The sequence below is a fragment of the Thermodesulfobacterium thermophilum DSM 1276 genome (genome assembly GCF_000421605.1).
Taxonomy (GTDB): Bacteria; Desulfobacterota; Thermodesulfobacteria; order Thermodesulfobacteriales; family Thermodesulfobacteriaceae; genus Thermodesulfobacterium; species Thermodesulfobacterium thermophilum.
In genome coordinates, this window is the sequence record NZ_ATXI01000007.1 from 72662 (window position 1) to 96204 (window position 23543).

The following is a 23543-nucleotide window of genomic DNA, read 5'->3' on the forward strand; positions in this document are numbered from 1 at the left end:
TTTTGATGTTTAATTATATCAAAGATTTTAAGAAAACCAAACATTACTGATAACTACAGTTTATCTTTACTCTGATAAAGTTATGAGTTTTAACTTCACCAAGGATTTCTTTTATCACCACCTTTTCTCCCAAATTCACCCTTATAGTACTTAAGGGAAACAAAGAAGAATTACATTTTTCATTTTCTATCTTAATCATAACCCCTTCTGGCGAGTATTTTATGTTGGTTATCATCCCAGAGATAGGAGCTCTAATAAAAACAGGAGGAGTTAGTTTAAAACTATACTCTCCTGGGTTAATAGCCTCTCCAGAAACAGGATTTATAGCTTGAGAAATAATTTGTTTGTTAAACAAATACATGTTGATAAGCTCTGCTTTTTTATGTTCTAAAGATAATTTCTCTTGGTTTAGCTGGGTTAATTTTTTGAGTAAAGTTTTTTCTAAAAACCTTTTTAAAGGATATTCATCCTTTAAATAAGAAATCTGATGGTTTTTGATAAAAAGTTTTAGATATTCTCTCAAAACCTCTTTTTTAGTTTGTTCTATGTCTGTTAATCTTCTTTCTATGTCCTTTAATTTTAAGTCTTGAGCAGGAAGACATAAAGCATTATTTTTTGAGAGCATCAGAATAAGACAACCTAAGATAGTTAAAATTTTTCTATATTTCATAACTCCAAAAACTTATCCACACACTTAAAAAAGGTATTAATACTACTAAAAAAATAAAATACACCAAAGAATACCAGGAATTTACCCAAAATATATCTAAAAGAGGAAAGTTTATAATACTTGTTAGAGAATTTACTGCTAAGTAAAAGGTAGCCCCTGAACTAAAGAATCCTAAGGTTATGATAGAAACCAAAAAACTAAACCTGATGAATTTTAAATAAAAAGGATTACCTCCTAAAAGAAGGATTAGTTTATATTGTTGATAAAGCAGGTTATTCAATAAGGTATTTATAAAAAAAATAGCCCCAAGATAAACTATTATCCAGCTAAACCAAAACCCGATTATCCCTGATTTGAGAAAAAAACTTAGTTTTAGAAACTTAAAATATTTAGGGTTTTGAAGCTCTAAAGCAGGTGTTAAGGCGGCGATTAGTCTTAAACGCTCTGTAAGTTCTATATAACTTCCCAAAGATTTAGGATAAATTTTGATGAGAAAAGGTAAGTTTTCCTTGAGCTCTTCTTCAGTAAAAATTTGGGTTATTTCCTTGGGAAGGGTTTTTTGAGCTTGTTTTAGGACCATTTCTGGAGTAACCACCTCTATTTTTTCTGTAGAAGAAGAAAAATCGTTTTGTAGTTCTTTAACAAAGTTATTTAATTGTTCTTGGTTTTTAGGATAATAAAACAGGGTTAAGGTTATTTGATCTTTCCAGTGTTTTTCTAAGGTAAATAGAACTCCATAAGCATAAATAAGGGCTAAAGAAAAAAAATTCCAAAAAAAGAAAAATAGGATAAAAAAAAGATAATAAAGTAAACCCTTTTTAATCTCTAACTTAGCAAGAAGTTTGAACATTTTCTACCAACCTTCCCATTTCTAATCTAAGGATTCTCCCTGCATTAAGTTGTAGAATCACCGGGTCATGGGTAGCAAGGATTACCGTTTTTCCTGTTTGTTGATATTCTTGAAATATCTTAATAATTTCCCTTAAGCTTTCAGGATCAAGATTACCTGTAGGTTCATCGGCTATCAATAATTCAGGCTCTCTAATAATAGCTCTTACAATACCAACCTTCTGTTGTTCCCCTCCTGAAAGTTCTTTTACTTTTTTAAAGGCCTTAGGTGCAAGATTAAATCTTTCAAGATAGTTTAATATGTGAAATTTTATTTTAGGTACTTTTTTTTGACTTAAGATTAAAGAGATTTTTATGTTTTCAAAAACCGTTAAGTCTGGTATTAGTTTGTAATCTTGAAAAATGATGCCCCAATTCCGTCTTAGATGTAAAAAATTTTGTTGTTTAAGCTTAGAATAGGGGAGGTTTTTGTAAAATATTTCTCCGTCAGTAGGTTTTTCTTCTCGGTAAAGTAATTTTAAAAGGGTTGTTTTTCCTGCACCAGTCGGTCCAGTTAAGACCAAAAAATCTCCTTCTTTTACGATAAAAGATACTTCATCCAGCACTTTAAAATAGGGGTTATAAACTTTGGTTACCTTTTCTATAACAAAAATTTCCATAACATTTTTGAGTATATCTAAAAATTTATCTATGGCAACCAAAATTTTATAGTAGTAAAAGGTAAATTAGCAAAAGGTAAAAAAAAAACTAAAAAACCAAAGCAAAAAAGAAAAATTTAGAGAATTAATTAGAAAATCAACCTTAATTTAAATTTTTTATTCTTGACATATAATTCAAGATCAATAAAATGTATTCTATACAAAAACTGTAGGGAGGGTACAATGGGCGAGGTGAAAAAACATGATACACCAAAAGTAGACCAGCTTAAGACTGGTCCTTGGCCAAGCTTTGTTGATGACATTTATTCCTATGCTGAGAAGCACAAGAATCAGGCCTGTTTTGACATAATGGGTCAGATGGAGCTTTCCTATACCAACAAAGAGACCCATTGGAAGCATGGTGGTATAGTTGGTGTGTTTGGTTATGGTGGTGGAGTTATCGGAAGATATTCTGACCAGCAGGAAAAGTTCCCTGCTATCTGGGCATTCCATACTGTTCGTGTGCATCATACCGCAGGAAAGTGGTATCACACTTCAGCTTTAAAGAAGCTTTGTGATATGTGGGATAGCAGGGGTAGCGGTGTTGTTAACTTTCATGGTTCTACCGGTGATATCATCCTTTTAGGTACGGTTACTGACCAGCTTGAACCTATCTTTTTTGACTTAACTCATCAGCTTCATTGGGATCTTGGTGGTTCTGGTTCTAACTTAAGAAGCCCTGCTTGCTGTATGGGTAAGTCCCGTTGTGAGTGGGCTTTGATAGATGTTCAAGAATTAGACTATGAGTTAACCATGGCTTTCCAAGATGAATTGCACCGTCCTGCATTTCCATATAAGTTTAAGTTTAAATTTTCTGGATGTCCCTTAGATTGTGTGGCTGCTGTAGCAAGAGCTGACATGTCTTTTATAGGTACTTGGAGAGACGATATTAGGATAGATCAAGAAGCAGTAAGGGCATATGTAAGGGGTGAGCTTAAACCTAATGCCGGAGCTTTTTCTGACAGAGACTGGGGTCCCTTTGATATTAAGAAGGAAGTTATTGACCTTTGTCCTACTAAGTGTATGTACTGGGATGAAAACGAACAAAAACTTTACATCAACAATAGTGAATGTAACAGGTGTATGCACTGTATAGCTGTTATGCCAGAGGCTTTAAGACCTGGTCAAGATACCGGTATCGCTATTTTGATCGGAGCTAAAGCACCGATCTTAGAAGGTGCTCAGCTTTCTACCCTTATCGTTCCTTTTATGAAGGTGGAACCACCTTATGATGAACTTAAAGATTTTATCTATAAGGCCTGGGATTATTGGATGGAAAATGGAAAGAACCGTGAACGTATCGGTGAACTTATCCAGAGAGTTGGTTTGAACAAGTTTATCACCGAGGTTATGGGGCTTACACCTATTCCTCAGCATGTAAGAGTACCTCGTGACAACCCATACATCTTCTGGAAGGAAGAAGAGGTTGAGGGTGGTTGGACCAGAGACGTGGCTGAATTTAGAAAACGTCACCCTGCTTAAGGTGAGGATGGATTTGATGAATAAAGACCTAAATATTTTAAAATAAAAGGAGGGTAAAATGGGAATTGAAAAATTTAAAGAGTTAGACCCGATTTATACACAGCCTTATGATCCAACTTTGGCAGAAAAGTTATATAACCCTGAAAAACCCATGGAAAACAGAATTACCGATATAGGACCTCCTTATTTCTGGCAGTTTATGCCACCTGTTATTCAGAAAAACTATGGTAAATGGGTTTCTCATGAGATAATCCAACCTGGAGTTTTAAAGTATAAGTCTGAGACAGGTGATGTAGTTTATGTGGTAAGGTGTGGAACACCTCGTTTAGAAACCACAGACTACATCAGAGAAATCTGTGAGATCGCAGATAAATATTGTGGCGGTTATGTACGCTGGACTACCCGTAATAATGTAGAATTTCATGTAACTGATGAAGAAACTTTAAAGGCTCTTATAGAAGACTTGAAAAACAGGAAACATCCTAATGGTTCTTACAAGTTCCCTATCGGTGGTACAGGGGCGGGTATTAGCAACATAGTTCATACCCAGGGATGGATCCACTGCCATACTCCTGCTATCGATGCCTCTGGTGTAGTTAAGGCTATCATGGATGAACTTTTTGAATACTTTGGGTCTCACAAGCTTCCTGCAAAGACTAAGTTAGCCCTTGCCTGTTGTCTTAACATGTGCGGTGCTGTGCATTGTTCTGACCTTGCCTTGGTAGGTATCCACAGAAAACCACCTTTGGTTGAAGACGAAAGGTTAGAACATGTTTGTGAAATACCTTTGGTTATTGCTTCCTGTCCTTTAGGTGCTATCAAACCTGCTACTGCTGAAGTAGATGGTAAGAAGAAAAAGACAGTAAGGATAAATGTAGACCGTTGTATGTTCTGTGGTAACTGTTATACCATGTGCCCAGCTTTACCTATTTCTGATGGAGAAGGTGATGGTATTACTATCGTGGTCGGTGGAAAGGTTTCTAACAGAATTACTCCTCCTGAGTTCTCAAGGGTAGTAATACCTTATATTCCTAACGAACCTCCTCGTTGGCCAACTACCGTTAAATGGCTTAAAAAGATTATTGAAGTCTATTCTCAGTATGCTAATAAGTACGAAAGAATTGGTACCTGGATTAACAGAATTGGTTGGGAAAGATTCTTTGAATTAACTGGTATTCCGTTTACTGAAAAATGCATCGATGATTACAGACTTGCTTATACTACGTACAGGACTTCTATGCACTTTAAGTTCACCAAACATGTAGATGAGGTATTTAATGCTCCAGAAAATTATAAAGTAGAACTCTTTAAGTAAAGATTAAGAAAAACTTTTAAAAAGGAGTGTGTTATGAACAAAGAAGAATTGAAACAGAAGATAATTCAGATAATGGAAGAAAAGGTTAAAAAGGGTGGTAAAACTAAGATTTATTTAAAAGATTTACAAAGAGAAATTCCTGATGCCAACCCTCGTGAGATTAAGAATGCTGCTAACGAGTTGGTAAGAGAAGGGAAGTTAGAGTACTTCTCTACCGGTAGTACGGTTATGTTTGGACTACCTGGTGTAGGAATGGGGTTGGAAGCAGGAGTAGAAAAACCTGAAGAATAAGGTTAGTAGATAGTTCAAATAAAAGGGGGGACTTTTAAGTCCCCCCTTTTATTTTTTAGTAAAAAGTTTAAAATTCTAACACATTGAAAATAAAAGAACTATTAAAATTTAAGCTTTATTAGAAGTTTCTTGATTTTTAGATTTTTCTTCTTTTGAGTTTTCTAATTTTTCTAAATCTTCTTTGACGTCGGTAGAACGAAGAGCTTCTTTAAAAGATTTTATGCCTTTCCCTAACCCTGCTCCTACTTCAGGTAAACGTTTAGCTCCAAACAAGATTAAGGCTAAGAAAAGTATGATAAAAAGTTCTTGACCTCCTAAGCTGGGTAACATATCAGAAAGCCTCCTTTTTATTTAAGTGTTTTAAATAACCTGACTAAAATTATACCTGTTTCATATAGTAGTGTCAAGGGTATGGCTAAAATAATTTGGTTAAAAGGATCTCCTCCACCAGTTAGTATAGCGCTTATAAAAAAGGCGATAAGGATTGCATAAGGTCTAAATTTTTTAAATCCTTCGTAGTTTACTATTTCTAACCGATTAAGTAAAACCATAAAAGATGGTAATTGAAACACCGCCCCTATGATCAAAAAAAAACGAAGGCAAAAACTTATATAATCTTTTAAAAAAGGTTTGAAAACCAGAAATTTTTCTCCGAAAGAATAAAGGAATTTAAGAATAAACGGTAAAAAAAAGAAATAAGCCAAAAGGTCTCCTAAAATAAACGCAAAAGAGGTTAAAAATACTGCAGTTTTTACCCATTTTTGTTCATGAGGATAAAGTCCAGGGGCGAGAAAGGACCACAGTTGATAAAAAATATAAGGACTACCAAAAATAAAACCTGTTATTATAGAAAGTTTAAGATAAGAAGCAAAAACTTCAGGAAAGGTGCGGAAAAATACATAATTCTGTTGAGGTATAGCTTTCATTAAAGGTTTCAATAAAAAATCTATGATGTGATCGCCCAAAAAATAGGCAATTACAGAGGCAATAGCCCAACCAATAAAGGCCTTTATTAGACAAGCTCTGAGCTCTAATAGGTGTTCGATTAGACTTAGTTTTTTCTCTTCTACTTCTTTGATCTGAGAATTCATTATTTTAACATTTGTTTCATGGCATAAGCAATACTTTCTGGGTCTAAACCTGCTTGTTTAAAAAGTTCTGAAGGCTTCCCAGAGGAGCAAATAGTTTTATGGCCTAAAAGTTTAAGGTTAACTTTGATTTGGTTGATTCCAAAAAAGCTGGCTATCTTTGTTCCAAGACCTGTTTCTACCAGATGATCCTCTACTACGATGAGATTTTTTAATTCAGAGGCTTTTAATAAGTCTTTTTCTGGAAAAGGTCTTATAGAAGCTACGTTTAAAAGACTTACCTTAATTCCTTCAGAATTTAGAATTTCCCAAGCTTTTAAAGCATAAGGCATCATCGTACCGTAGGTAATAATAACTCCTTGATCACCCTGTCTTATCCAATCAGCCTTACCAGGAATAAAGGTATAACTTTCGTCAAAGTAAGGACTTCCATCTTCCTTGGTAACCACCGGCAGTTTAGACCGTCCCATTCCTACGAAGATGTTACGAGGTTTGTCTGCTATATATCTTATGATATGATCTGTTTGGTTGGGGTCAGCAGGAAGGTAAATTTCAAAATCATAAAGATTTAACAAAAGACCTATATAATCTATACATTGATGGGTAGGCCCATCTTCTCCTACGTCAGCTCCAAGGTGAGTAGCTACTATTTTTAACGCTGTTCGATTGATACTGTTTATTCTTAGTTGGTTGTAAACCTCATCTATCGCAAACACTCCAAAGGTAGAGAAGAATACCGAAAATCCTTCTTTAGAGAGGGTGCCTGCTACAGAGGCAGTATGATGTTCTTGTATTCCTGATTCAAAAAAAGCCTGAGGAGACCATTTTTTAAAATCTGTCATTTTTACTGAACCTTCAAGATCGCAGGTTAAACCTAAGATTTTTGGAGTTCCTGTTGGAGGGTTGTTTTCTTTAGCAAGGTTTAACAATGCCTTACCGTATGCACTTCTACAATCTGTTTTAACCTCAGGTGGGTAAATCGTAGAGGTTGGTATTTTTAGTTTTATTGGTAAAGGGTCATGATTTTGATGTTTAAAACTGACCTTCCAGGTTTTTCTTTTTTCTTTTAAAACATCAAGCTCCCCAGGGTCAAATCCTAACTCTTCTAAAGCCTTTTTAGCTAAATCTTCTGGGAGAGCCATCCCATGCCACTTAGGATCATTTTCCATAAAAGAGATTCCTTTACCCATTACTGTATGGGCTATGATGGCTGTAGGATGTTCAGGATTAGATACTCTTTTTTCGATGGCAACCTTGAGTGCTTTAAAAATCTGTTGAAAATCGTGTCCGTCGATCTCCAATACATTCCATTTTGTGGCTTCTATTTCTGCCTTTAAGTCCTGTGGCATCACTTCAGAAATTTTGCCACCTATTTGTAGCTGGTTATAGTCTATTAAAGTGATAAGATTGTTAAGTTTAAATTTAACTGCCCATCTTCTGGCCTCGATTACTTGTCCCTTTTGTTGTTCTCCGTCTCCCATAAAACAAAACACAAGATTAGGAAGATTTTTAAGTTTTAGGGCTTGAGCCATACCACAAGCTGCTGAAAGGCCTTGACCAAGGTTACCTGTGTTCCATTCTACCCCTGGTACTGATTGTTCTACATGCCCTGCGAAAGCAGAACCAGCCCTTCTGAATTCCATTAGAAAGGGCTCTTCAGGAAAGAAGCCGTATTCGCAAAGCACACTATAAACCCCAGGACTTATATGTCCATGGCTAATTAAGATTCTATCTCTTTCTAATGCCTTAGGATTTTGCGGTTTAACCTTAGCTAAGGAATAGACCACCAAAAGTAAACTTAAAGAAGAAAGAGATCCACCTGGATGCCCACATCCTGCTAAAGTAGTAGAAAGTATAATCCTTCTAGCACATCTTCTGAAAGCTTCTTCAAACCATTTTATCTGTTCTTCAGTAAGATTTTCCTGTTCTACGTCTATTTTAAGCATTTTGACACCTCAACCATAAAAATTGATTTAACATTTATAACTTGAGACATGGAAAAATCAAGAGGAAAGACTTATTTTTTAAGCAGATTTTTTTTCTCTTCTGATAGCTATAACCCCTGTTCTTACGATTTCTTTGATTCCCATAGGTTTAAGTAATTCTATCACTGCTTCCAACTTATCTCTATCACCTGTAACTTCTACTACATAGGTTTTGGGACTTACGTCTACTATTTTACAACGAAAAATTTCGCATATTCTAAAGATTTCATCTCGGTTTTCCTTTTCAGCCCTTACTTTGATAAGAGCCATTTCTCTTTCAACGTGATCTCCTTCTTCGGTTACGTTAACCACTTTATAAACATCTATAAGCCTTCTCAATTGTTTTAAGATTTGTTCTAATATTTGATCGTCCCCATGGGTTACCAAGGTAAGATGAGAAAGTGTAGGGTCTAAAGTTTCGGCCACACAAAGGCTGTCTATGTTAAAACCTCTTCCGCTAAAAAGTCCTGCTATTCTGGCCAGGGCTCCTGGGGTATTTTCTACAAGGACTGAAAGGGTATATCTTTTTTCTTGCATAAAATCCCCCTTTTTCAGGTTATAAAAGTATCATTTCTGTGGTGGCCTTTCCTGCAGGTACCATCGGAAAGACCCCTTCTTCTGGAGCAATATGAACGTCAAGAATTACCAAAGAATTTGTTTGTAAAACTTTTTTTAACGCTGGCTCAACCTCTTCTGGTCGGGTTATTCTCATTCCTACAGCCCCATAAGCCTCAGCTAACTTAACAAAATCAGGGATAACCTGAAATCTAACTGAAGAGTATCTTCTACCGTAAAAAAGTTCTTGCCATTGACGGACCATTCCTAAAAATCCGTTGTTTAGGATGATGATTTTAATAGGAAGCCTTTGCTCTACAGCGGTTGCTAATTCTTGAATGTTCATCTGAATAGAACCATCTCCTGCTATATCTATTACCAATTTATCAGGGTTACCCATTTGGGCTCCGATCGCAGCCGGGAACCCAAATCCCATAGTGCCTAATCCACCTGAGGTAATAAGCGACCGAGGATGTTTAAACTTATAAAAAAGGGCAGTCCACATCTGATTTTGTCCTACCTCGGTGGTAATGATAGCCTCTCCCTTAGTAAGTTCCCATAGTTTTTCTATCACAAACTGAGGTTTTATGTAATCTCCTTCTTGTTTGTAGACCAAGGGATATCGTCTTTTCCAGATGTTAATCTGTTCCCACCAATCGGTAAATCGTTCTTCCCAGTATTTTTTATCTTTTCCTCCTTGTTTTACAAACTCTAATAACCGTTTTAAAGCCCTTTTACAATCTGCTACTATAGGAACGTCAACTTTTACGTTTTTTTGAATAGAACTTGGGTCTATATCTATATGAATGATTTTTGCTCCAGGTGCAAAAGCATCTACTTTGCCAGTTACTCGGTCATCAAAACGTACCCCTACGGCTAAGAGTACGTCACAGTTGGCTACTGCCATGTTTGCATAGTAGGTACCATGCATCCCTAACATTCCCAAACTCTGTTCGTGGTCTCCAGGAAAAGCACTTAACCCCATCAGGGTCATAACCACCGGTAATTTTAATTTTTCAGCTAATTTCCTCGCTTCTTCAGAAGCATTAGCAGAAATTACCCCTCCTCCTAACATCAAGACAGGTCTTTCTGCGTTTTCTAAAAGTTGATAAGCCCTTTCTATCTGCTTTATATGAGGTTCGTAAACAGGGTTGTAACTTCTTAGTTTTATTTCTTCAGGATAATAAAACTCTCCTTTGGCTTGTTGTATGTCTTTCGGTATGTCTACTAAAACCGGTCCAGGTCTTCCTGTTTTTGCTATATAAAAGGCTGCTTTTATGATGGTAGGAAGGTCTTCTATACGTTTTACCAAAAAATTATGCTTGGTAATAGGCCTGGTTATTCCAGTAATATCTACCTCCTGAAAGGCATCATTTCCGATTAACCTGGTAGGAACTTGACCGGTTAGTACTACTATCGGAATAGAATCCATATAAGCAGTAGCAATTCCTGTAACCGTGTTGGTAGCCCCAGGCCCTGAAGTAACCAAGACTACTCCTACCTTACCTGTAGACCTTGCGTAACCATCGGCAGCATGGGTAGCTCCTTGTTCATGTCTTACTAATACATGCTTTAGCTCTGGTGCTTTGTACAGCTCGTCATAAATATCTAAGATTGCCCCACCAGGATATCCAAAAAGAACCTCCACCCCCTCACGCTTTAAAGCCTCTATCACCATTTTGGCACCAGTCATAACTTCACCCAAAGCAATCCCTCCTAAAGAGTATATAACTTTAAAAACTTTTTTAAATGATATAGATTTTTAGTCTATCTCTATCCCTTCTTTTGTTTTTATTATTTTGTATATTTTTTCTTTAATATAAAGTTTTTCCTTTTTAAGTTCCTTAAGTTTAACCTCTTCTTCTGGGGTAAGATAAGGTTTTTGAGAAAGTTCAGCTACTTGGTTTTCCATCTCCTGATGTTTCTCAAGAAGCTCATTGATTTCTGGATATTTGTCGGCAAATTTTTTAACCAGCTCTTTGTCCATTTTTACTTCCCTCCTTTTAAAGGATAATATGCATATTTTTTAAAAACATATCATGTGAAAAAATTCTTTAAAATAAGAAATTACCACTCATTGTTTTGGTTTATTTAGGGTTATTTGTTAATGCTTTTAACAGTTCAATAGGTAAAGGAAAGAGTATTGTGGAATTTTTTTCACTTGCAATCTCTGTAAGAGTTTGTAAATACCTTAGTTGAAGGGTTATTGGATTTTGTGCCATAATTTGGGCAGCTTCAAGTAAGGTCTTAGAGGCTTGGTACTCACCATCAGCGCTGATTATTTTGGCCCTTCTTTCTCTCTCAGCTTCAGCTTGTTTAGCCATAGCCCTTTTCATTTCTTCTGGAAGGTCTATTTCTTTAATTTCTACCTTCGAAACCTTGACACCCCAAGGTTCTGTTTCTGCATCAAGGATTTCTTGGATTTTTAGATTAAGTTTTTCTCTTTCGACTAACACTTCATCAAGCTCTGCTTGACCACAGATGCTTCTTAAGGTGGTTTGGGCTAATTGACTGGTAGCATAATGATAATCTTCTACTTGAAGAAATGATTTTTCTGGGTCTAATACCCTATAATATACTACGGCACTTACCCTAATAGAAACATTATCCTTAGTAATAACCTCTTGAGGAGGCACATCTAAAGTTACTGTTCTTAGGTCTATCTTGACCATTCTATCTATGATTGGAAGGAGTATGATAAGTCCTGGACCTTTAACCGCTAAAAATTTACCTAACCTAAGAACAACTGCTCTTTCATATTCATTAATTACCTTTACTGAAGTTTGTAAAAACAGTAAAATCAAAACTACAATGAAAATTAACGTAAAACTCATAACACCCTCCTGCAATTTTTATGTTAGTTTTTGCTTAACATATGTTGCGTTGTATAGTAATAATATGGACAACAACAAAATAAAGAGGGACAAGGACTCCATAACTCTTAGGCTTAAAAGCCTCGAGAGGAGTCTGTCCCCCTGTCCCTCAACTCCCAATAAGTTGGTTAGGCTTCCTAAGCCTCTGCCACATGGGAGGATGGAGCGAGGGACTTTTACTATACCAACAACACCACACAAGGAGGTGCTCCCATGAATTACTTCGTCGGTATTGATGTCTCTAAAGACACTTTTAATATCGCTGTCCTCCATCAACAATCCTTTATCCTCTCCAAACACCTCCCTATGTCTCAAGAAGGTTTCTCTCAGCTTCTCTCCATCCTTAAACAATACCCTAAACCTATCGTAGTCATGGAATCTACTGGAAGATTCTTCCTCCCACTTTATCACTTTCTCCTTGCTAATGATATTCAAGCTTTTGTTATCAACCCAAAAATCCTTCACAGGTTCTTCCAGTTCCTCTCCGCAAACAACCCCTCTAAGTCTGATACCAAAGACGCTAAAATCCTTGCACTTTTTGCTCACTCTAACCCCCAATTCCTTAATCCTCTCCCACCAGATCATCACCTGAGAAACCTCTCTCGTCTCATCCAAAAACTCAAAAAAGAATGATCTTTTGCCAAAACACAAATCAAATATGCCCTCTCCGTCCTCTTCCCCGAAGCTGAAAAACATTTCAACATCTTTACCCTCTCCTTCCTTAACATCCTTCTGCAATTTTTATGTTTTTTTAAACAGATAAAAGGTTTAAGGAATTTATAAAGGTTGAGATAAAAGACCTCGGATAGAAAATAAGTAAATTTGAGGTGCCAAATTTTAGCCATATATATTTTAAAATTATTAATAAAAATATTAAAAGGTCAAGGGTAAAGATTTGCCCAAAAAACTTTATTTCAAAAGTTTAAAAATCATTGGTAGAAAAAAAGAAGAAAGAAGTAATTAAGGAAGTGACCAACCTAAAAGAAGAATAAAAAAAAACTTTATCACAAAAAAAAGATACATATTGCTAAAAAGAAAAATTTTATTGAACACCCCTAAGCTTTGCTTGACAAAATGAATTTTTGGCATAAAGTTATAAAACTACGTTTTTAATTTTTAAAAGCAGGAGGCAGGAAGTATGTCTTCAGTATTAACCCCCCAAACTCCTTGGGTAAAAAAGGAAGAGGTAAAAAGAGAATGGTATTTAGTGGATGCTAAAGACAAAGTGCTTGGTAGATTAGCTAGTAAAATAGCTACTCTTTTACAGGGAAAAAACCGTCCGGATTATACTCCCCATGTAGATCAAGCTGATTTTATAGTTGTTATCAATGCAGAAAAAGTTAAACTTACGGGTAAAAAACTTGATCAGAAGGTGTACTGGCGTCATACTGGCTATATGGGTGGTTTAAAATTGGAGACAGCTAAGCAGCTTTTAGCTAAGGATCCAGCAAAGGTTATTCTTCTTGCTGTAAAAAGGATGCTTCCTCGTAACAGGATGAGAAAAAAGTTGCTTAAAAAACTTAAAATATATGCTGGTTCCACTCATCCTCATATAGCTCAAAACCCTAAACCTTTGGACCTTTAAGGAGGTAGTATAACATGGAAAGAATTTACGCCACCGGCAAAAGAAAAACCGCTGTGGCCAGGGTATGGATTTATCCTGGTACAGGACAGATTGTGGTAAATGATAAACCTTATAATGAATACTTCTATGACCATATCGTAGCAGAGGACGTGTTGTTTGCCCCTTTTAGAATTACCAATCTCTTAGGTAAGTTTGATGTGAAATGTACGGTAGAAGGTGGAGGTAAGTCTGCTCAGGCTGAAGCCATAAGACATGGAATAGCTCGTGCTTTGGTTTTATATTCTCCTGAATTGAAAGTAGTGCTTAAAAAAGCCGGTTTTATCACACGTGATCCACGTGAAAAAGAAAGAAAGAAATATGGATTGAGAGGAGCCAGAAGAGGTCAACAGTACTCCAAACGTTAATGGCTATTTGGGGCTACTTCAGGTAGCCCCTTTTAAATTTTTAAATCCAAGTTATCTTTTATGATAAAAGCAGCTATTATAGGGGCTACAGGATATACAGGGCTTGAACTTTTAAGGTTAGTAGAAAAACATCCTGGACTTCAAATCGAAGTTATCACCTCTCGAGAAAATCAGGGTAGGTCTTTAGAAGAAGTTTGCCGTTGGAGTGGAAAATACAAAGATCTTGTATTTGAAGCTCCTGTGGTAGAAAACATAGCCCCTAAGGTAGATGTGGCTTTTTTATGTGTCCCTGCTGGAAAGGCTCAAGAATTAGCTTATCAGTTTTTAACACATAAAGTAAAGGTCATCGATTTTTCTGCAGATTTTAGGTTTAAGTCTATTTCGATGTTTGAAGAAACATATCAACTGCCTTATGTTTATCCAGAGCTTAACGATAAAGCAGTTTATGGTTTGTGCGAGGTTTTTACAGAGGAGATTAAAAAGGCAGATTTGGTGGCAAACCCAGGATGCTATCCAACCTCTATACTTTTACCTTTAATTCCTTTGGTTAAGGAAGACCTTGTAGAGACTGATTTTATCATAGCCGACTCAAAGAGTGGAACCTCAGGGGCTGGAAGAAAGGCAGACCTTTATTACAGTTTTTGTGAAGTAAACGAAGATTTTAAGGCTTATAAAATAGCTTCTCACAGACACAATCCAGAAATAGAAGAAAAACTTTCTTTGTTTGCCAGAAAAGAGGTAAAGGTGGTTTTTACCCCCCATCTTTTACCTATAAACCGTGGGATTTTTTCTACGATCTATGTGAGGGCTAAATATCCAGTAAAAGTTTTAAGAGATTGTTTACAAACTTTTTATCAAAATAGACCTTTTGTACGTTTAGCTCCTGAAGGCACAGTCCCCACGATTAAAGAAGTTAAAGGCACCAACCTTTGCAAAATAGGCCTTTTTGAAGACAAAAAAAGAGGTTTTGTGGTTATCACTTCTGTGATTGATAACTTGATTAAAGGTGCAAGTGGTCAGGCTTTACAAAATTTTAACCTAATGTTTGGTTTTCCCGAAGAAACAGGACTTCCTTTTTCTCCTGTGTTTGTTTAAAAATGGCTGAGGTCAACATAAGAAATATTCGATTGTTTATAGCTTATGATGGAACTAATTATTTAGGTTGGCAGATACAACCTAAGGGGCCAACGGTCCAAGGAGTCATCCAAGAGGTTTTATCTAAGATCCTCGGACATAAAGTAACGTTGAAGGCTTCAGGGAGAACAGATGCCGGGGTTCATGCCCTTCATCAAGTCGCTCATTTTTTGACCACCTCAGACAGACCTTTAGAGATAATCTTTAAAGCCTTGAACAGCCTCTTGCCCAAGGACATTTCTGTTTGGAGGGTAGAGGAGGTTGATTTTAAGTTTCATGCACAAAAGCATGCATATAAAAAGACCTATGTCTATCAGATCTATAATTATCCCATAAAAAACCCTCTTTTGAGACTTTATTCTTGGTGGGTGCCAGAGCCGCTTGATTTAGAAGCCATGAAAAGCTGTTTGCCTTTAATCATCGGAGAAAAAGATTTTGCCAGTTTTAGAAAGGCTGGAACAGAGGTTAAAACTACGGTTAGAACGATTTATCAGGCAACCTTAGAAAGATCATTAGAAAATCCTAACATGATAGTTTTTACGATAGAGGGTAGGGGTTTTATGCGTTATATGGTGAGAAACTTAGTAGGAGCTTTGGTTGAAGTAGGAAAGGGGCGTCTTACGGTAGAGGATTTTGAAAACATCCTTAACGCAAAAGATCGAAAAGTAGCACCACCTCCAGCTCCTCCTCAGGGTTTGATCCTGAAAAAGGTTGACTATCTTGACGTTAAGGTGTTAGAGAGTTATCCTTCTTTTGAGGTTAAAATCTAATCTGTATAAGGAGTTAAACATGAAAACCGTCGAAAAGAAGCGATATACTTTAGAGACTGAAGTAGAAATAAAGTTAGATTTAACCGGAGAGTGGTTAGAGGAAAATGTGATCAACACAGGGATAGGGTTTTTAGACCATATGCTTGAGCTTTTTGCCTACCATTCAGGGATAAAACTTCAAGTAGAAGCAAGAGGAGATCTTGAGGTAGACTACCATCATACCGTAGAAGACATAGGAATTACCTTAGGAGAGGCTTTAGACGAAGCCTTGGAAGACAGACGAGGTATGGCCCGTTATGGAGAAGCAACCATCCCTATGGAAGAGGCTTTAACTCAGGTGGTAATAGATCTTGCTAAGAGACCTTATTTTGTTTTTTTGGTTAACTTCCCCACCGAAAAGATAGGAAGTTTCGATGTAGAGCTTATAGAAGAGTTTCTAAGGGCTTTAGTTGTAAACGGTAGGTTCACTCTTCATGTGAGAAATTTTTATGGCAAAAATTCTCATCACATAGCCGAAAGTATATTTAAAGCTTTAGCTCATGCTTTTAGAAAGGCTTTAACCCCTCTTTCTCAAGAGGTCTTTTCGACTAAAGGTACCCTTTAAGTTAACACTTCTCTTTTTTTAAGAAAAGTTTTCCAGCTCTCAGGAATAAAGGGTGAAGAAATTTTTAGGGTTTTTTCTACGATAGGGTAGGTTAAAGCAGTCTTTAAGTTATTTTTAGAGGGTGGATAGGGAATTACTAAGAGAAGATAGATAAAGGTAATAAAAAGAGAGGCTTTAATAAGGCCTAATATACTTCCTAAAATTCTATCTGCCAGCGTAAGGTTTAATTTACCCAAAAAGACTGATAGAAGAAACCCTGCTAACACAAAGCTTAGATAGATCATAGCAAAGGATAAGATAAAACTTAGGATGGGAAGAACTTTGGGGTTTGAGGTGGTGATACTCCCTACAAAGGGTGCTATTTTTATAGAAAGCCATCCTGAGTAAAGAAAGGCTATCACCATCCCTAAAAGAGAGGCTATGGTTTTTACAAAACCTGACAAAAAACCTCTTATTGTAAAATAACTTAAAATAGCTAAGGCTACATAGTCAAACCATATCATTTTATTCTACCCACCAAAAGGTTTCTGTTTTTGTGTCCTTTAGAATGATGCCTTTTTTCTGTAGCTCTTCTCTTATCCGGTCTGCTTGCTGAAAGTTTTTTTCTTTTCTTGCTTTTTCTCTTTCTCTGACTAATTTTTCTACTTCTTCTAAGGTTAAACTTAAAGGTTTAAGTTTTTTTTCTCTTTCAGTTTTCCAGAAAGAAATTGGGTCAGTTTGGAAAAGCCCTAAAAGTTTGGAGGCTTCGTCTCTTAGGTCTTTAGCTATGGCTTTAACCAGAAGCTCTTCTTCTGAGGTAAGTTGAGGAGTTTTACTTACAAAGTTGTAAAGTTCTTTTTCCAAATTAAAAAGATATCCCAAGGCCATTGCTGTGTTTAAATCTTCTAACAGAGCAGAGATAAATTTGACTTTAAACTCTTGATACGTTTTTTCTAAACGTCTTGCTTTTTCTGAAAGGAGTCCTTCCTTTAGGCTTTGAACTTTTTCAGCCCAGTACAAGGTTTCATAAAATCCATACACGGCTTTTTCTATGTTTTTCAGGCTTTCTTCTGAATAGTCTAAGGGACTTCTGTAATGCATGGAAAGAAGAAAGGTTTTGATGATTTCGGGATGGAAACGTTCAAAAAGCCATTCCATCGTGACAAAGTTTCCCAGGCTTTTAGACATTTTTTCTCCGTTTATGGTTATCAACCCATGATGGACAAAGTATCTGACAAAAGGTTTTCCTGTAGCACCTTCGCTTTGGGCTATCTCGTTTTCGTGATGAGGAAAAATTAGATCAAGTCCACCTCCATGTATGTCTATGGTTTCTCCAAGGTATTTTAAGGCCATGGCAGAACACTCTATATGCCATCCTGGACGGCCTAATCCCCAAGGACTTTCCCAGAAAGGTTCTCCTGGCTTGGCGGCTTTCCATAAAGCAAAATCTAAAGGATTCTCTTTCTTTTCTGAAACCTCGATCCTTACCCCAGAAAGTAATTCTTCAGTTTTTCGCCCGGAGAGCTTTCCATAATGAGGAAATTTTTCTACCCTAAAATAAACATCTCCGTTACTTTTATAAGCTAATCCACGGTCTATTAAATTTTGTATAATGGCTATGATATCTGAGATATGTTCTGAGGCTTTAGGGGTATAGGTAGGTTTTAATAAATTCAGTTTTTCAACGGCTGTTTCATATTCTTTAACATATTTTTCTACCAAATCTTTCCAGAAGATACCTTCCTGGTTGGATCGATTGATGATTTTATCGTCGATGTCTGTAATATTTCTTACATAAACTACTTCATATCCTAAATAGGTTAATACTCGAGTCAAAACGTCAAAAACCACAGCAGATCGTATATGTCCTAAATGAGGAGAATCGTATGCAGTGATACCGCACACATACATCGTTACTTTTGGAGGGTTTAAAGGTGAAAATTCCTCTAATTTTTTGGTTAACGTGTTGTAAAGTTTTAAGATTTTTTCTTTCATCTTACTGCTCCCAGAGTTTATCGAAAATTTTGTAGGCTTGGGTTTTAAAATTTTGCTCCCATTCAAAAACAGGATAAGAATTTAACTCATATTCAATTAAAGTATTGTTTTCTGGCAAAAATCCTAATAGGCTAATTTGAGGATCTTTTATGTTTTTTTTAACCCATACTTCTATCTCTTCTTCTATGTTAGTTGACGCTTTGTTTATCAGTAACCAGATTTTTTTGGCTTCAACCTTAAGGGATTGCACCAACTTCCAAATCCTTTCGGCTGTAAGTATTCCTCGGGGATTTGGGTCTGAAACGATGATAAGATGGTCCATTTGAGTTAGGTTTAACCTGGAAAGATGCTCCATGCCTGCCTCGTTGTCTATAACCACGTATGGATAGTTTTTAAACAACCTGGCTAAAGCTTGGGAAAGAAAAGAGTGTATAGGACAATAACAACCCGCTTTTTCAGGATAACCCATTACTAAAAGCTCAAAGCCTGGATTTTCTATTAAAATTTCGTTTATTTTCATCTCAACGAATTCATAACGAGACATAAACTCAGGTACTTTATGAGCAAGAATCTCTTCTCTTATTTCACTTAAGGTTTTGAACTCTTTAATTCCTAAAAGCTCGTTTAGGTTGTAATTAGGGTCTGCATCTACGGCTAAAAAGGGGGTAAAGTTTTTTTCTATTAAGTAATTAATAAGCAAAGCACAGACGGTGGTTTTCCCTGTTCCTCCTTTACCTACTAACGAAATTTTAACGGACATTTTATTTTTTTCTTTTGTCAAGAAAAAGTTTATAAGTGTAGGAATCTATCAAGGCTTGACAGCTTGCCTCTAAAATGTCTGTTGATACCCCGACGGTCCCCCACTTTTTGTCTTTACTTTTAGAAAGGATAAACACCCTCACTTTAGAAGAGGTACCAGGAAGTCCCGGGAGTACCCTAACTTTGTAGTCTTCAAGTTCCATCTCCTTGATTTGAGGATAAAACCTTTCTAAAGCCTTTCTTAAGGCGTTGTCAAGGGCGTTAACAGGGCCATTGCCTAAGGCTGCAGTATGTTCTACTTCTCCTACTCCAGGTGGTACCCTTACGATCACTGTCGCTTCAGATTGAGCTTCGTGTTTATAAGACTTTAGGTCAAGCACTTTGTAACTTAAAAGTTCAAAGTACTGTTTAGGCTCTCCCATCAAACGATAGATTAAAAGCTCCAAACTGGCTTCTGCAGCTTCAAACTCAAACCCGTTTGCCTCTAATTTTTTTATTTCCTCTACTATTTTACTTAAAAGAGGACTATCTAATTCTAAGTCAATCCCCAGTTCTTTGGCTTTATAGATGATGTTGCTTTTACCAGAAAGTTCTGAAACCAAGACTCTTCTGGTGTTCCCCACAAGTACCGGGTCTATATGTTCATAAGTTGAAGGGGACTTCAACACCGCAGAAACATGTACTCCTCCTTTATGGGCAAAAGCAGAACGACCTACAAATGGAAGCCTTGGAGGATGAGAAAGATTTGCTATCTCAAAGACATATTTAGAAACCTCTGTAAGTTTATAAAGCATTTCAGCACAGCTACAGCTATATCCCATCTTAAGAACTAAGTTAGGTATGATAGAGCAGAGGTTGGCGTTACCACACCTTTCTCCTATACCGTTTATCGTCCCTTGAACTTGGGTGGCCCCTAATCTTACAGCCTCTAAACTGTTGGCTACGGCGCACTCAGAATCGTTATGAGCATGTATACCAAAAACCAAATCCTTGCCTAATTCTTTTTTTACCTGGGTGATAATTTCTACAATCTCATGGGGCAGAGTACCTCCGTTGGTATCACAAAGGATTAAACAATCTGCCCCTGCTTCTTTTGCTTTTTTAAGAGTAGCTAAGGCATATTGAGGATCTCCTTTAAACCCATCAAAAAAGTGTTCCGCATCATAGAAGACCTTTTCTACCTGAGATTTAAGATATCTGATAGAGTTAGAGATAAGCTCTAAGTTTTGGTCTAAAGAAATTTTTAAAGCTTCCTTTACGTGTATGGTCCAGGATTTACCAAAGATGGTAACTACAGGTACTTTCACCTGTAAAAGCTGTTTAAAAATTTCGTCTGTTTCTGGAGATTTTTTAGGATGATAGGTACTTCCAAAGGCAACTATTTTGGCATGTTTAAGATGGTAGTCTTTTATCTCTTTAAAAAACTGAAAATCTTTGGGGTTAGAACCAGGCCATCCACCTTCTATGTAGTCTATTTTAAACTCATCAAGTTTCAGGGCTATCCTTATTTTGTCTTCTAAAGAAAAATTAACCTCTTCAGCTTGACTGCCATCTCTTAAGGTAGTATCGTATATTTCAACTCTTTTCATGGTGTTTATTTAGTTTTTTTAGGTCTTTTTATAAAAGTCTTTTCCTCTTTTATATTTTCTTGGTCTAATTGAAAAGCTTCATGTAAAGCTCTTACTGCAAGTTCGGTATATTTTTCGTCGATCACGCAGGAGATCTTGATTTCAGAGGTAGAAATCATCATAATATTAATACCATGTTTGGCCAAAGTTTCAAACATCTTGGTTGCTACTCCTGAATGGGTACGCATACCAGCTCCGACGATAGAAACTTTAGCGATTTTATCATCCCCTTCTACTCTCTCAGCCTTTAGTTTTTTAGCCACCTCTTTTACTATTTCTAAGGCTTGAGAATAGTCTGTTCTCGGGACAGTAAAGGTAATATCAGCTTTATTGTCAGGGTGCACCGTTTGAATGATCATGTCCACAATAATACCCTTTTCTCCTATAGGGCTAAAGATCTGAGCTGCAATGCCTGGTTTATCTGGAACCCCATATATGCTTATACGCGCTTCATTCCTGCTGTAGGTTATACCTGATACTAACACCTTTTCCATCTCTTCATCCTCCTCGGTTATTAAGGTTCCCTCTGCTTCTGTAAAACTTGATTTTACTACTAAATTTACTTTATATATCATGGCTAATTCTACAGACCGCATTTCTAAAACTTTAGCTCCACTGCTTGCCATTTCAAGCATCTCTTCATAGGATATCTTTTTAAGCTTACGAGCATTACTTACTACACGTGGGTCAGCAGTGTATACACCCTCAACGTCTGTGTAAATCTCGCAAAGGTCAGCCTTTAGTGCAGCAGCTAAAGCTACTGCAGTGGTATCAGAACCACCCCTTCCAAGGGTAGTTATATCTCCTTCTTCAGTGACCCCCTGGAAACCTGCTACTACTACGATTTTCCCCTGGTTAAGTTCTTTTTTTATTTTATCTACCTTGATCTCCTTTATTTTGGCTTTGGTAAAAAGGTTGGTGGTGTAGATAGGTATTTGGTAACCTAAAAAAGCCACTGAGTCAAATCCCATGCTTTGAAGGGTTATGGCTAATAAAGCTGAGGTAACCTGTTCTCCAGTGGAAACTAAAAGGTCTAACTCCCTTAGAGGAGGATTTGGGGTGATCTCTTTGGCTAAATTGATCAATCGGTCTGTTTCTCCTGCCATCGCAGAAACTACCACCACCAGGTCATGCCCTTCTTTTTTATACTTGATTACCCTCTCTGCTACTTTTTTAATCCTTTCTATGTTAGCTACCGAGGTTCCACCGTATTTTTGAACTATTAACATTACTAACCTCCCTTACCCCAAATAGGATCCTCTCCAAAATGCTCGAACCACCAATCTTCTGGATTAAGTATATTATCATTAGGTTCTAAATTTATCAAGTAATTATCACAATATTCCATAAGAAGGGCATAGGCTTCATTTATTTTTTTTATCGTAGAATTATCTCCCCCAACATCGGGATGGTGTTTTTTGACCAAACGATGGTAAGCTTCTTTAATTTCTTTTCTCGTAGTTTTTTTAGGTAGGTTTAAAATCCTTCTTGCCTCTTCAATTTTTTCCCATTTTTTCGTTCGACTCATATAACACTATATTATTAAAAAATTGATTTTAAACAAGAGGGAAAAATTAAAATAAACTTAAAATCACAAGTCCAACTAAAACGGAGAGTAGGGTTACCGGAAGACCGATTTTTAGGTATTCAAAAAAGCCAATCTTTACTTTTGGAGAGGCTCCTTCGATGACGATGATGTTAGCGATAGACCCAAGGATGGTTAAATTCCCTGCAAAAGTCGAGGACATCGCTAAGAAAAACCAGGCTTTTTCGTCATTAAAGTAATTAACTATAAGAGGTTTAAAGATCAAAACTGCAGGAACGTTGCTTACAACGTTAGAAACTAAGAGAGAAGAAAATACCAAAGATAGAGGGGCCGTTACTAACATCTGAAAATGTTCTACCAAACTATAAAAAACTACAGATTTTTCAACCCCTTTTATGACGATAAAAAGCCCTATAAAAAGGATTAAAAGTCTAAAGTCTATCAGGTTATACACCTTTTCAGGCTTAACCCTTCTGGTAATCAACAGAAATGACCCTACACCTATAGAAACAATTTCCATAGGTACGTTTAAAAAGAAAAGAATTACTGTGATTAGGGCTACCAAAGAAGATTTTATGACCAAAGGCTTATTGTATCTATATTTTAAGGCTTCTTCGGGGGTTTTTACTGGTGAGGTTAAATCTTTTTTGTAAAACCTGTGGATTACCCCAGCACAGATAAAAAGTCCTGCTAAAGCTACTGGAAATAGATGAAAAAAGAATTTACTGTAAGATATGCCTGAAGCCGCCCCAATTATGATGTTTTGAGGGTTTCCTGTGATGGTAGCTACACTACCTATGTTAGCTGACATGCAAAGGGCTAAAAGATAAGGTTTGGGGTTTAGTTTTATCCTCTGGGTTAACGCAAGGATAAAGGGAGTAAAGATTAAACAAACTGTGGCGTTTATAAAAAAGCAGATAACATGCCTGAAGTAAAAATCAAAAGGTAAAGTAGTTTTGAGGGGTTTTGTACTCTTTGGGCTAAAAAGGATAACACGATAACACAAGGTTAAAAAATCCAGACAACCTTAGGTTAGCGATCAAGATCATCATTCCAAAGAGGATTAAAATGGTTTTATAATCTATGACTTCATAAGCTTCATATACAGATAAAACCCCAGAGATTACCATAAGAGAGGCACCTATGATAGCTGCTCCTGTTCGGTCAATCCTAAATAACGGAGGTTGTCCTATAGCCATCAATAAATATGTTAAGGAAAAAATAAAAAAGGCTGTATCCATGACCTTTTATAAAAAAATTTTTAGCTAAGTTTGGTTATTATAGTCAAACTTAAGCCCTTTGCAACAACCTGAGCCAGTTGATAAGCCTCTTT

Annotated in this window: 27 protein-coding genes; 9 read left to right on the forward strand and 18 right to left on the reverse strand. The window is 36.6% G+C overall.

Translation table 11 applies throughout. From position 1 onward, the window contains the following. Window positions 1-43: 43 nt before the first annotated feature. Genes H529_RS0104480 through H529_RS0104490 form a run of 3 tightly spaced genes read right to left on the reverse strand, consistent with a single transcriptional unit; the run spans window position 44 to window position 2178 of the window. On the reverse strand, window positions 44-670 hold the full coding sequence (locus H529_RS0104480; RefSeq protein ID WP_022855349.1) for a hypothetical protein: 627 nt from the start codon (window positions 668-670) through the stop codon (window positions 44-46). Continuing rightward, the gene (locus H529_RS0104485; protein WP_022855350.1) at window positions 660-1520 is read right to left on the reverse strand and encodes a cell division FtsX domain-containing protein; all 861 of its coding nucleotides are present in this window, start codon (window positions 1518-1520) and stop codon (window positions 660-662) included. Before H529_RS0104485 ends, H529_RS0104480 begins: the two co-directional genes overlap by 11 nt. Then, complete coding sequence (locus tag H529_RS0104490; RefSeq protein WP_033396815.1) at window positions 1501-2178, reverse strand: cell division ATP-binding protein FtsE; 678 nt, start codon at window positions 2176-2178, stop codon at window positions 1501-1503. Before H529_RS0104490 ends, H529_RS0104485 begins: the two co-directional genes overlap by 20 nt. A gap of 222 nt (window positions 2179-2400) precedes the next feature. On the opposite strand from H529_RS0104490, the gene dsrA reads away from it, so the two are divergent. The 3 genes from dsrA (at window position 2401) to H529_RS10145 (ending at window position 5305) form a co-directional block, all read left to right on the forward strand. Beyond that, window positions 2401-3699 carry a dissimilatory-type sulfite reductase subunit alpha gene (dsrA, locus tag H529_RS0104495; RefSeq protein WP_022855352.1) on the forward strand — a complete coding sequence of 433 codons (1299 nt, stop codon included), beginning with the start codon at window positions 2401-2403 and terminating at the stop codon, window positions 3697-3699. A 151-nt stretch (window positions 3700-3850) separates the two neighbouring features. After that, window positions 3851-5014: a dissimilatory-type sulfite reductase subunit beta gene (dsrB, locus tag H529_RS10140; RefSeq protein WP_051132411.1), complete on the forward strand. Its 1164-nt coding sequence runs from the start codon at window positions 3851-3853 to the stop codon at window positions 5012-5014. A 33-nt stretch (window positions 5015-5047) separates the two neighbouring features. Next, the gene (locus H529_RS10145) at window positions 5048-5305 is read left to right on the forward strand and encodes a dissimilatory sulfite reductase D family protein (protein WP_022855354.1); all 258 of its coding nucleotides are present in this window, start codon (window positions 5048-5050) and stop codon (window positions 5303-5305) included. Between the two features lie 108 nt (window positions 5306-5413). Here H529_RS10145 and H529_RS0104510 read toward each other — a convergent pair whose 3' ends face one another. From H529_RS0104510 to H529_RS0104540, 7 genes are all read right to left on the reverse strand, one after another. Further along, window positions 5414-5635, reverse strand: coding sequence for a Sec-independent protein translocase subunit TatA/TatB (locus tag H529_RS0104510; RefSeq protein ID WP_022855355.1), 222 nt, complete (start codon window positions 5633-5635; stop codon window positions 5414-5416). Window positions 5636-5652: 17 nt separating this feature from the next. After that, the gene (gene tatC, locus H529_RS0104515) at window positions 5653-6396 is read right to left on the reverse strand and encodes a twin-arginine translocase subunit TatC (RefSeq protein ID WP_022855356.1); all 744 of its coding nucleotides are present in this window, start codon (window positions 6394-6396) and stop codon (window positions 5653-5655) included. Beyond that, a complete protein-coding gene (locus H529_RS0104520) occupies window positions 6396-8339 on the reverse strand; it encodes a transketolase (RefSeq protein ID WP_022855357.1) in 1944 nt (647 codons plus the stop codon). Before H529_RS0104520 ends, tatC begins: the two co-directional genes overlap by 1 nt. A 78-nt stretch (window positions 8340-8417) precedes the next feature. Then, window positions 8418-8915, reverse strand: coding sequence for an acetolactate synthase small subunit (ilvN, locus tag H529_RS0104525; protein WP_022855358.1), 498 nt, complete (start codon window positions 8913-8915; stop codon window positions 8418-8420). Window positions 8916-8934: 19 nt separating this feature from the next. Further along, window positions 8935-10626 (reverse strand): biosynthetic-type acetolactate synthase large subunit, encoded by a 1692-nt coding sequence (gene ilvB, locus H529_RS0104530; RefSeq protein WP_033396832.1) that lies wholly within the window; start codon window positions 10624-10626, stop codon window positions 8935-8937. 69 nt (window positions 10627-10695) lie between these two features. Beyond that, window positions 10696-10920 (reverse strand): DUF465 domain-containing protein, encoded by a 225-nt coding sequence (locus H529_RS0104535; RefSeq protein ID WP_022855360.1) that lies wholly within the window; start codon window positions 10918-10920, stop codon window positions 10696-10698. A gap of 100 nt (window positions 10921-11020) precedes the next feature. Next, entirely contained in the window at window positions 11021-11767 is a 747-nt protein-coding gene (locus tag H529_RS0104540; protein WP_022855361.1) for a slipin family protein, read from the reverse strand. Window positions 11768-12019: 252 nt separating this feature from the next. Here H529_RS0104540 and H529_RS12155 point away from each other — a divergent pair, with 252 nt between their 5' ends. The 6 genes from H529_RS12155 (at window position 12020) to hisB (ending at window position 16303) form a co-directional block, all read left to right on the forward strand. Further along, the gene (locus tag H529_RS12155; RefSeq protein WP_081642256.1) at window positions 12020-12439 is read left to right on the forward strand and encodes an IS110 family transposase; all 420 of its coding nucleotides are present in this window, start codon (window positions 12020-12022) and stop codon (window positions 12437-12439) included. Window positions 12440-12944: 505 nt separating this feature from the next. Next, window positions 12945-13391, forward strand: coding sequence for a 50S ribosomal protein L13 (rplM, locus tag H529_RS0104555; RefSeq protein WP_022855363.1), 447 nt, complete (start codon window positions 12945-12947; stop codon window positions 13389-13391). Window positions 13392-13405: 14 nt separating this feature from the next. Continuing rightward, on the forward strand, window positions 13406-13795 hold the full coding sequence (gene rpsI, locus H529_RS0104560) for a 30S ribosomal protein S9 (protein WP_022855364.1): 390 nt from the start codon (window positions 13406-13408) through the stop codon (window positions 13793-13795). Window positions 13796-13855: 60 nt separating this feature from the next. Beyond that, window positions 13856-14890, forward strand: a complete 1035-nt coding sequence (gene argC / locus H529_RS0104565; RefSeq protein ID WP_022855365.1) for an N-acetyl-gamma-glutamyl-phosphate reductase — start codon at window positions 13856-13858, stop codon at window positions 14888-14890. Between the two features lie 2 nt (window positions 14891-14892). Beyond that, window positions 14893-15699: a tRNA pseudouridine(38-40) synthase TruA gene (gene truA / locus H529_RS0104570; RefSeq protein WP_022855366.1), complete on the forward strand. Its 807-nt coding sequence runs from the start codon at window positions 14893-14895 to the stop codon at window positions 15697-15699. Between the two features lie 19 nt (window positions 15700-15718). Further along, window positions 15719-16303 carry an imidazoleglycerol-phosphate dehydratase HisB gene (hisB, locus tag H529_RS0104575; protein ID WP_022855367.1) on the forward strand — a complete coding sequence of 195 codons (585 nt, stop codon included), beginning with the start codon at window positions 15719-15721 and terminating at the stop codon, window positions 16301-16303. Here hisB and H529_RS0104580 read toward each other — a convergent pair. Genes H529_RS0104580 through H529_RS11825 form a run of 8 tightly spaced genes read right to left on the reverse strand, consistent with a single transcriptional unit; the run spans window position 16300 to window position 23451 of the window. Beyond that, window positions 16300-16806 (reverse strand): CvpA family protein, encoded by a 507-nt coding sequence (locus H529_RS0104580; protein ID WP_022855368.1) that lies wholly within the window; start codon window positions 16804-16806, stop codon window positions 16300-16302. The two genes, hisB and H529_RS0104580, sit on opposite strands and share 4 nt — an antisense overlap. A 1-nt stretch (window position 16807) precedes the next feature. Continuing rightward, window positions 16808-18277, reverse strand: coding sequence for a cysteine--tRNA ligase (cysS, locus tag H529_RS0104585; RefSeq protein WP_022855369.1), 1470 nt, complete (start codon window positions 18275-18277; stop codon window positions 16808-16810). Window position 18278: 1 nt separating this feature from the next. Beyond that, a complete protein-coding gene (locus H529_RS0104590; protein ID WP_022855370.1) occupies window positions 18279-19037 on the reverse strand; it encodes an ATP-binding protein in 759 nt (252 codons plus the stop codon). Window position 19038: 1 nt separating this feature from the next. Continuing rightward, window positions 19039-20625, reverse strand: a complete 1587-nt coding sequence (cimA, locus tag H529_RS0104595; RefSeq protein ID WP_022855371.1) for a citramalate synthase — start codon at window positions 20623-20625, stop codon at window positions 19039-19041. A gap of 5 nt (window positions 20626-20630) precedes the next feature. Further along, entirely contained in the window at window positions 20631-21893 is a 1263-nt protein-coding gene (locus H529_RS0104600) for an aspartate kinase (protein ID WP_022855372.1), read from the reverse strand. A 2-nt stretch (window positions 21894-21895) separates the two neighbouring features. Further along, on the reverse strand, window positions 21896-22192 hold the full coding sequence (locus tag H529_RS0104605; RefSeq protein ID WP_022855373.1) for a J domain-containing protein: 297 nt from the start codon (window positions 22190-22192) through the stop codon (window positions 21896-21898). Window positions 22193-22238: 46 nt separating this feature from the next. Beyond that, a complete protein-coding gene (locus H529_RS10975; protein ID WP_051132407.1) occupies window positions 22239-23216 on the reverse strand; it encodes an ArsB/NhaD family transporter in 978 nt (325 codons plus the stop codon). Then, complete coding sequence (locus H529_RS11825) at window positions 23191-23451, reverse strand: SLC13 family permease (RefSeq protein WP_051132408.1); 261 nt, start codon at window positions 23449-23451, stop codon at window positions 23191-23193. The genes H529_RS10975 and H529_RS11825 overlap by 26 nt, the downstream gene beginning before the upstream one ends. Window positions 23452-23543: the final 92 nt, after the last annotated feature.

Coding starts and splice junctions, on each gene's coding strand:
- H529_RS0104480 (WP_022855349.1), bottom strand. CDS start 670: ATGAAATATAGAAAAATTTTAACTATCTTAGGTTGTCTTATTCTGATG.
- H529_RS0104485 (WP_022855350.1), bottom strand. CDS start 1,520: ATGTTCAAACTTCTTGCTAAGTTAGAGATTAAAAAGGGTTTACTTTAT.
- H529_RS0104490 (WP_033396815.1), bottom strand. CDS start 2,178: ATGGAAATTTTTGTTATAGAAAAGGTAACCAAAGTTTATAACCCCTAT.
- dsrA (WP_022855352.1), top strand. CDS start 2,401: ATGGGCGAGGTGAAAAAACATGATACACCAAAAGTAGACCAGCTTAAG.
- dsrB (WP_051132411.1), top strand. CDS start 3,851: ATGGAAAACAGAATTACCGATATAGGACCTCCTTATTTCTGGCAGTTT.
- H529_RS10145 (WP_022855354.1), top strand. CDS start 5,048: ATGAACAAAGAAGAATTGAAACAGAAGATAATTCAGATAATGGAAGAA.
- H529_RS0104510 (WP_022855355.1), bottom strand. CDS start 5,635: ATGTTACCCAGCTTAGGAGGTCAAGAACTTTTTATCATACTTTTCTTA.
- tatC (WP_022855356.1), bottom strand. CDS start 6,396: ATGAATTCTCAGATCAAAGAAGTAGAAGAGAAAAAACTAAGTCTAATC.
- H529_RS0104520 (WP_022855357.1), bottom strand. CDS start 8,339: ATGCTTAAAATAGACGTAGAACAGGAAAATCTTACTGAAGAACAGATA.
- ilvN (WP_022855358.1), bottom strand. CDS start 8,915: ATGCAAGAAAAAAGATATACCCTTTCAGTCCTTGTAGAAAATACCCCA.
- ilvB (WP_033396832.1), bottom strand. CDS start 10,626: ATGACTGGTGCCAAAATGGTGATAGAGGCTTTAAAGCGTGAGGGGGTG.
- H529_RS0104535 (WP_022855360.1), bottom strand. CDS start 10,920: ATGGACAAAGAGCTGGTTAAAAAATTTGCCGACAAATATCCAGAAATC.
- H529_RS0104540 (WP_022855361.1), bottom strand. CDS start 11,767: ATGAGTTTTACGTTAATTTTCATTGTAGTTTTGATTTTACTGTTTTTA.
- H529_RS12155 (WP_081642256.1), top strand. CDS start 12,020: ATGAATTACTTCGTCGGTATTGATGTCTCTAAAGACACTTTTAATATC.
- rplM (WP_022855363.1), top strand. CDS start 12,945: ATGTCTTCAGTATTAACCCCCCAAACTCCTTGGGTAAAAAAGGAAGAG.
- rpsI (WP_022855364.1), top strand. CDS start 13,406: ATGGAAAGAATTTACGCCACCGGCAAAAGAAAAACCGCTGTGGCCAGG.
- argC (WP_022855365.1), top strand. CDS start 13,856: ATGATAAAAGCAGCTATTATAGGGGCTACAGGATATACAGGGCTTGAA.
- truA (WP_022855366.1), top strand. CDS start 14,893: ATGGCTGAGGTCAACATAAGAAATATTCGATTGTTTATAGCTTATGAT.
- hisB (WP_022855367.1), top strand. CDS start 15,719: ATGAAAACCGTCGAAAAGAAGCGATATACTTTAGAGACTGAAGTAGAA.
- H529_RS0104580 (WP_022855368.1), bottom strand. CDS start 16,806: ATGATATGGTTTGACTATGTAGCCTTAGCTATTTTAAGTTATTTTACA.
- cysS (WP_022855369.1), bottom strand. CDS start 18,277: ATGAAAGAAAAAATCTTAAAACTTTACAACACGTTAACCAAAAAATTA.
- H529_RS0104590 (WP_022855370.1), bottom strand. CDS start 19,037: ATGTCCGTTAAAATTTCGTTAGTAGGTAAAGGAGGAACAGGGAAAACC.
- cimA (WP_022855371.1), bottom strand. CDS start 20,625: ATGAAAAGAGTTGAAATATACGATACTACCTTAAGAGATGGCAGTCAA.
- H529_RS0104600 (WP_022855372.1), bottom strand. CDS start 21,893: ATGTTAATAGTTCAAAAATACGGTGGAACCTCGGTAGCTAACATAGAA.
- H529_RS0104605 (WP_022855373.1), bottom strand. CDS start 22,192: ATGAGTCGAACGAAAAAATGGGAAAAAATTGAAGAGGCAAGAAGGATT.
- H529_RS11825 (WP_051132408.1), bottom strand. CDS start 23,451: ATGGATACAGCCTTTTTTATTTTTTCCTTAACATATTTATTGATGGCT.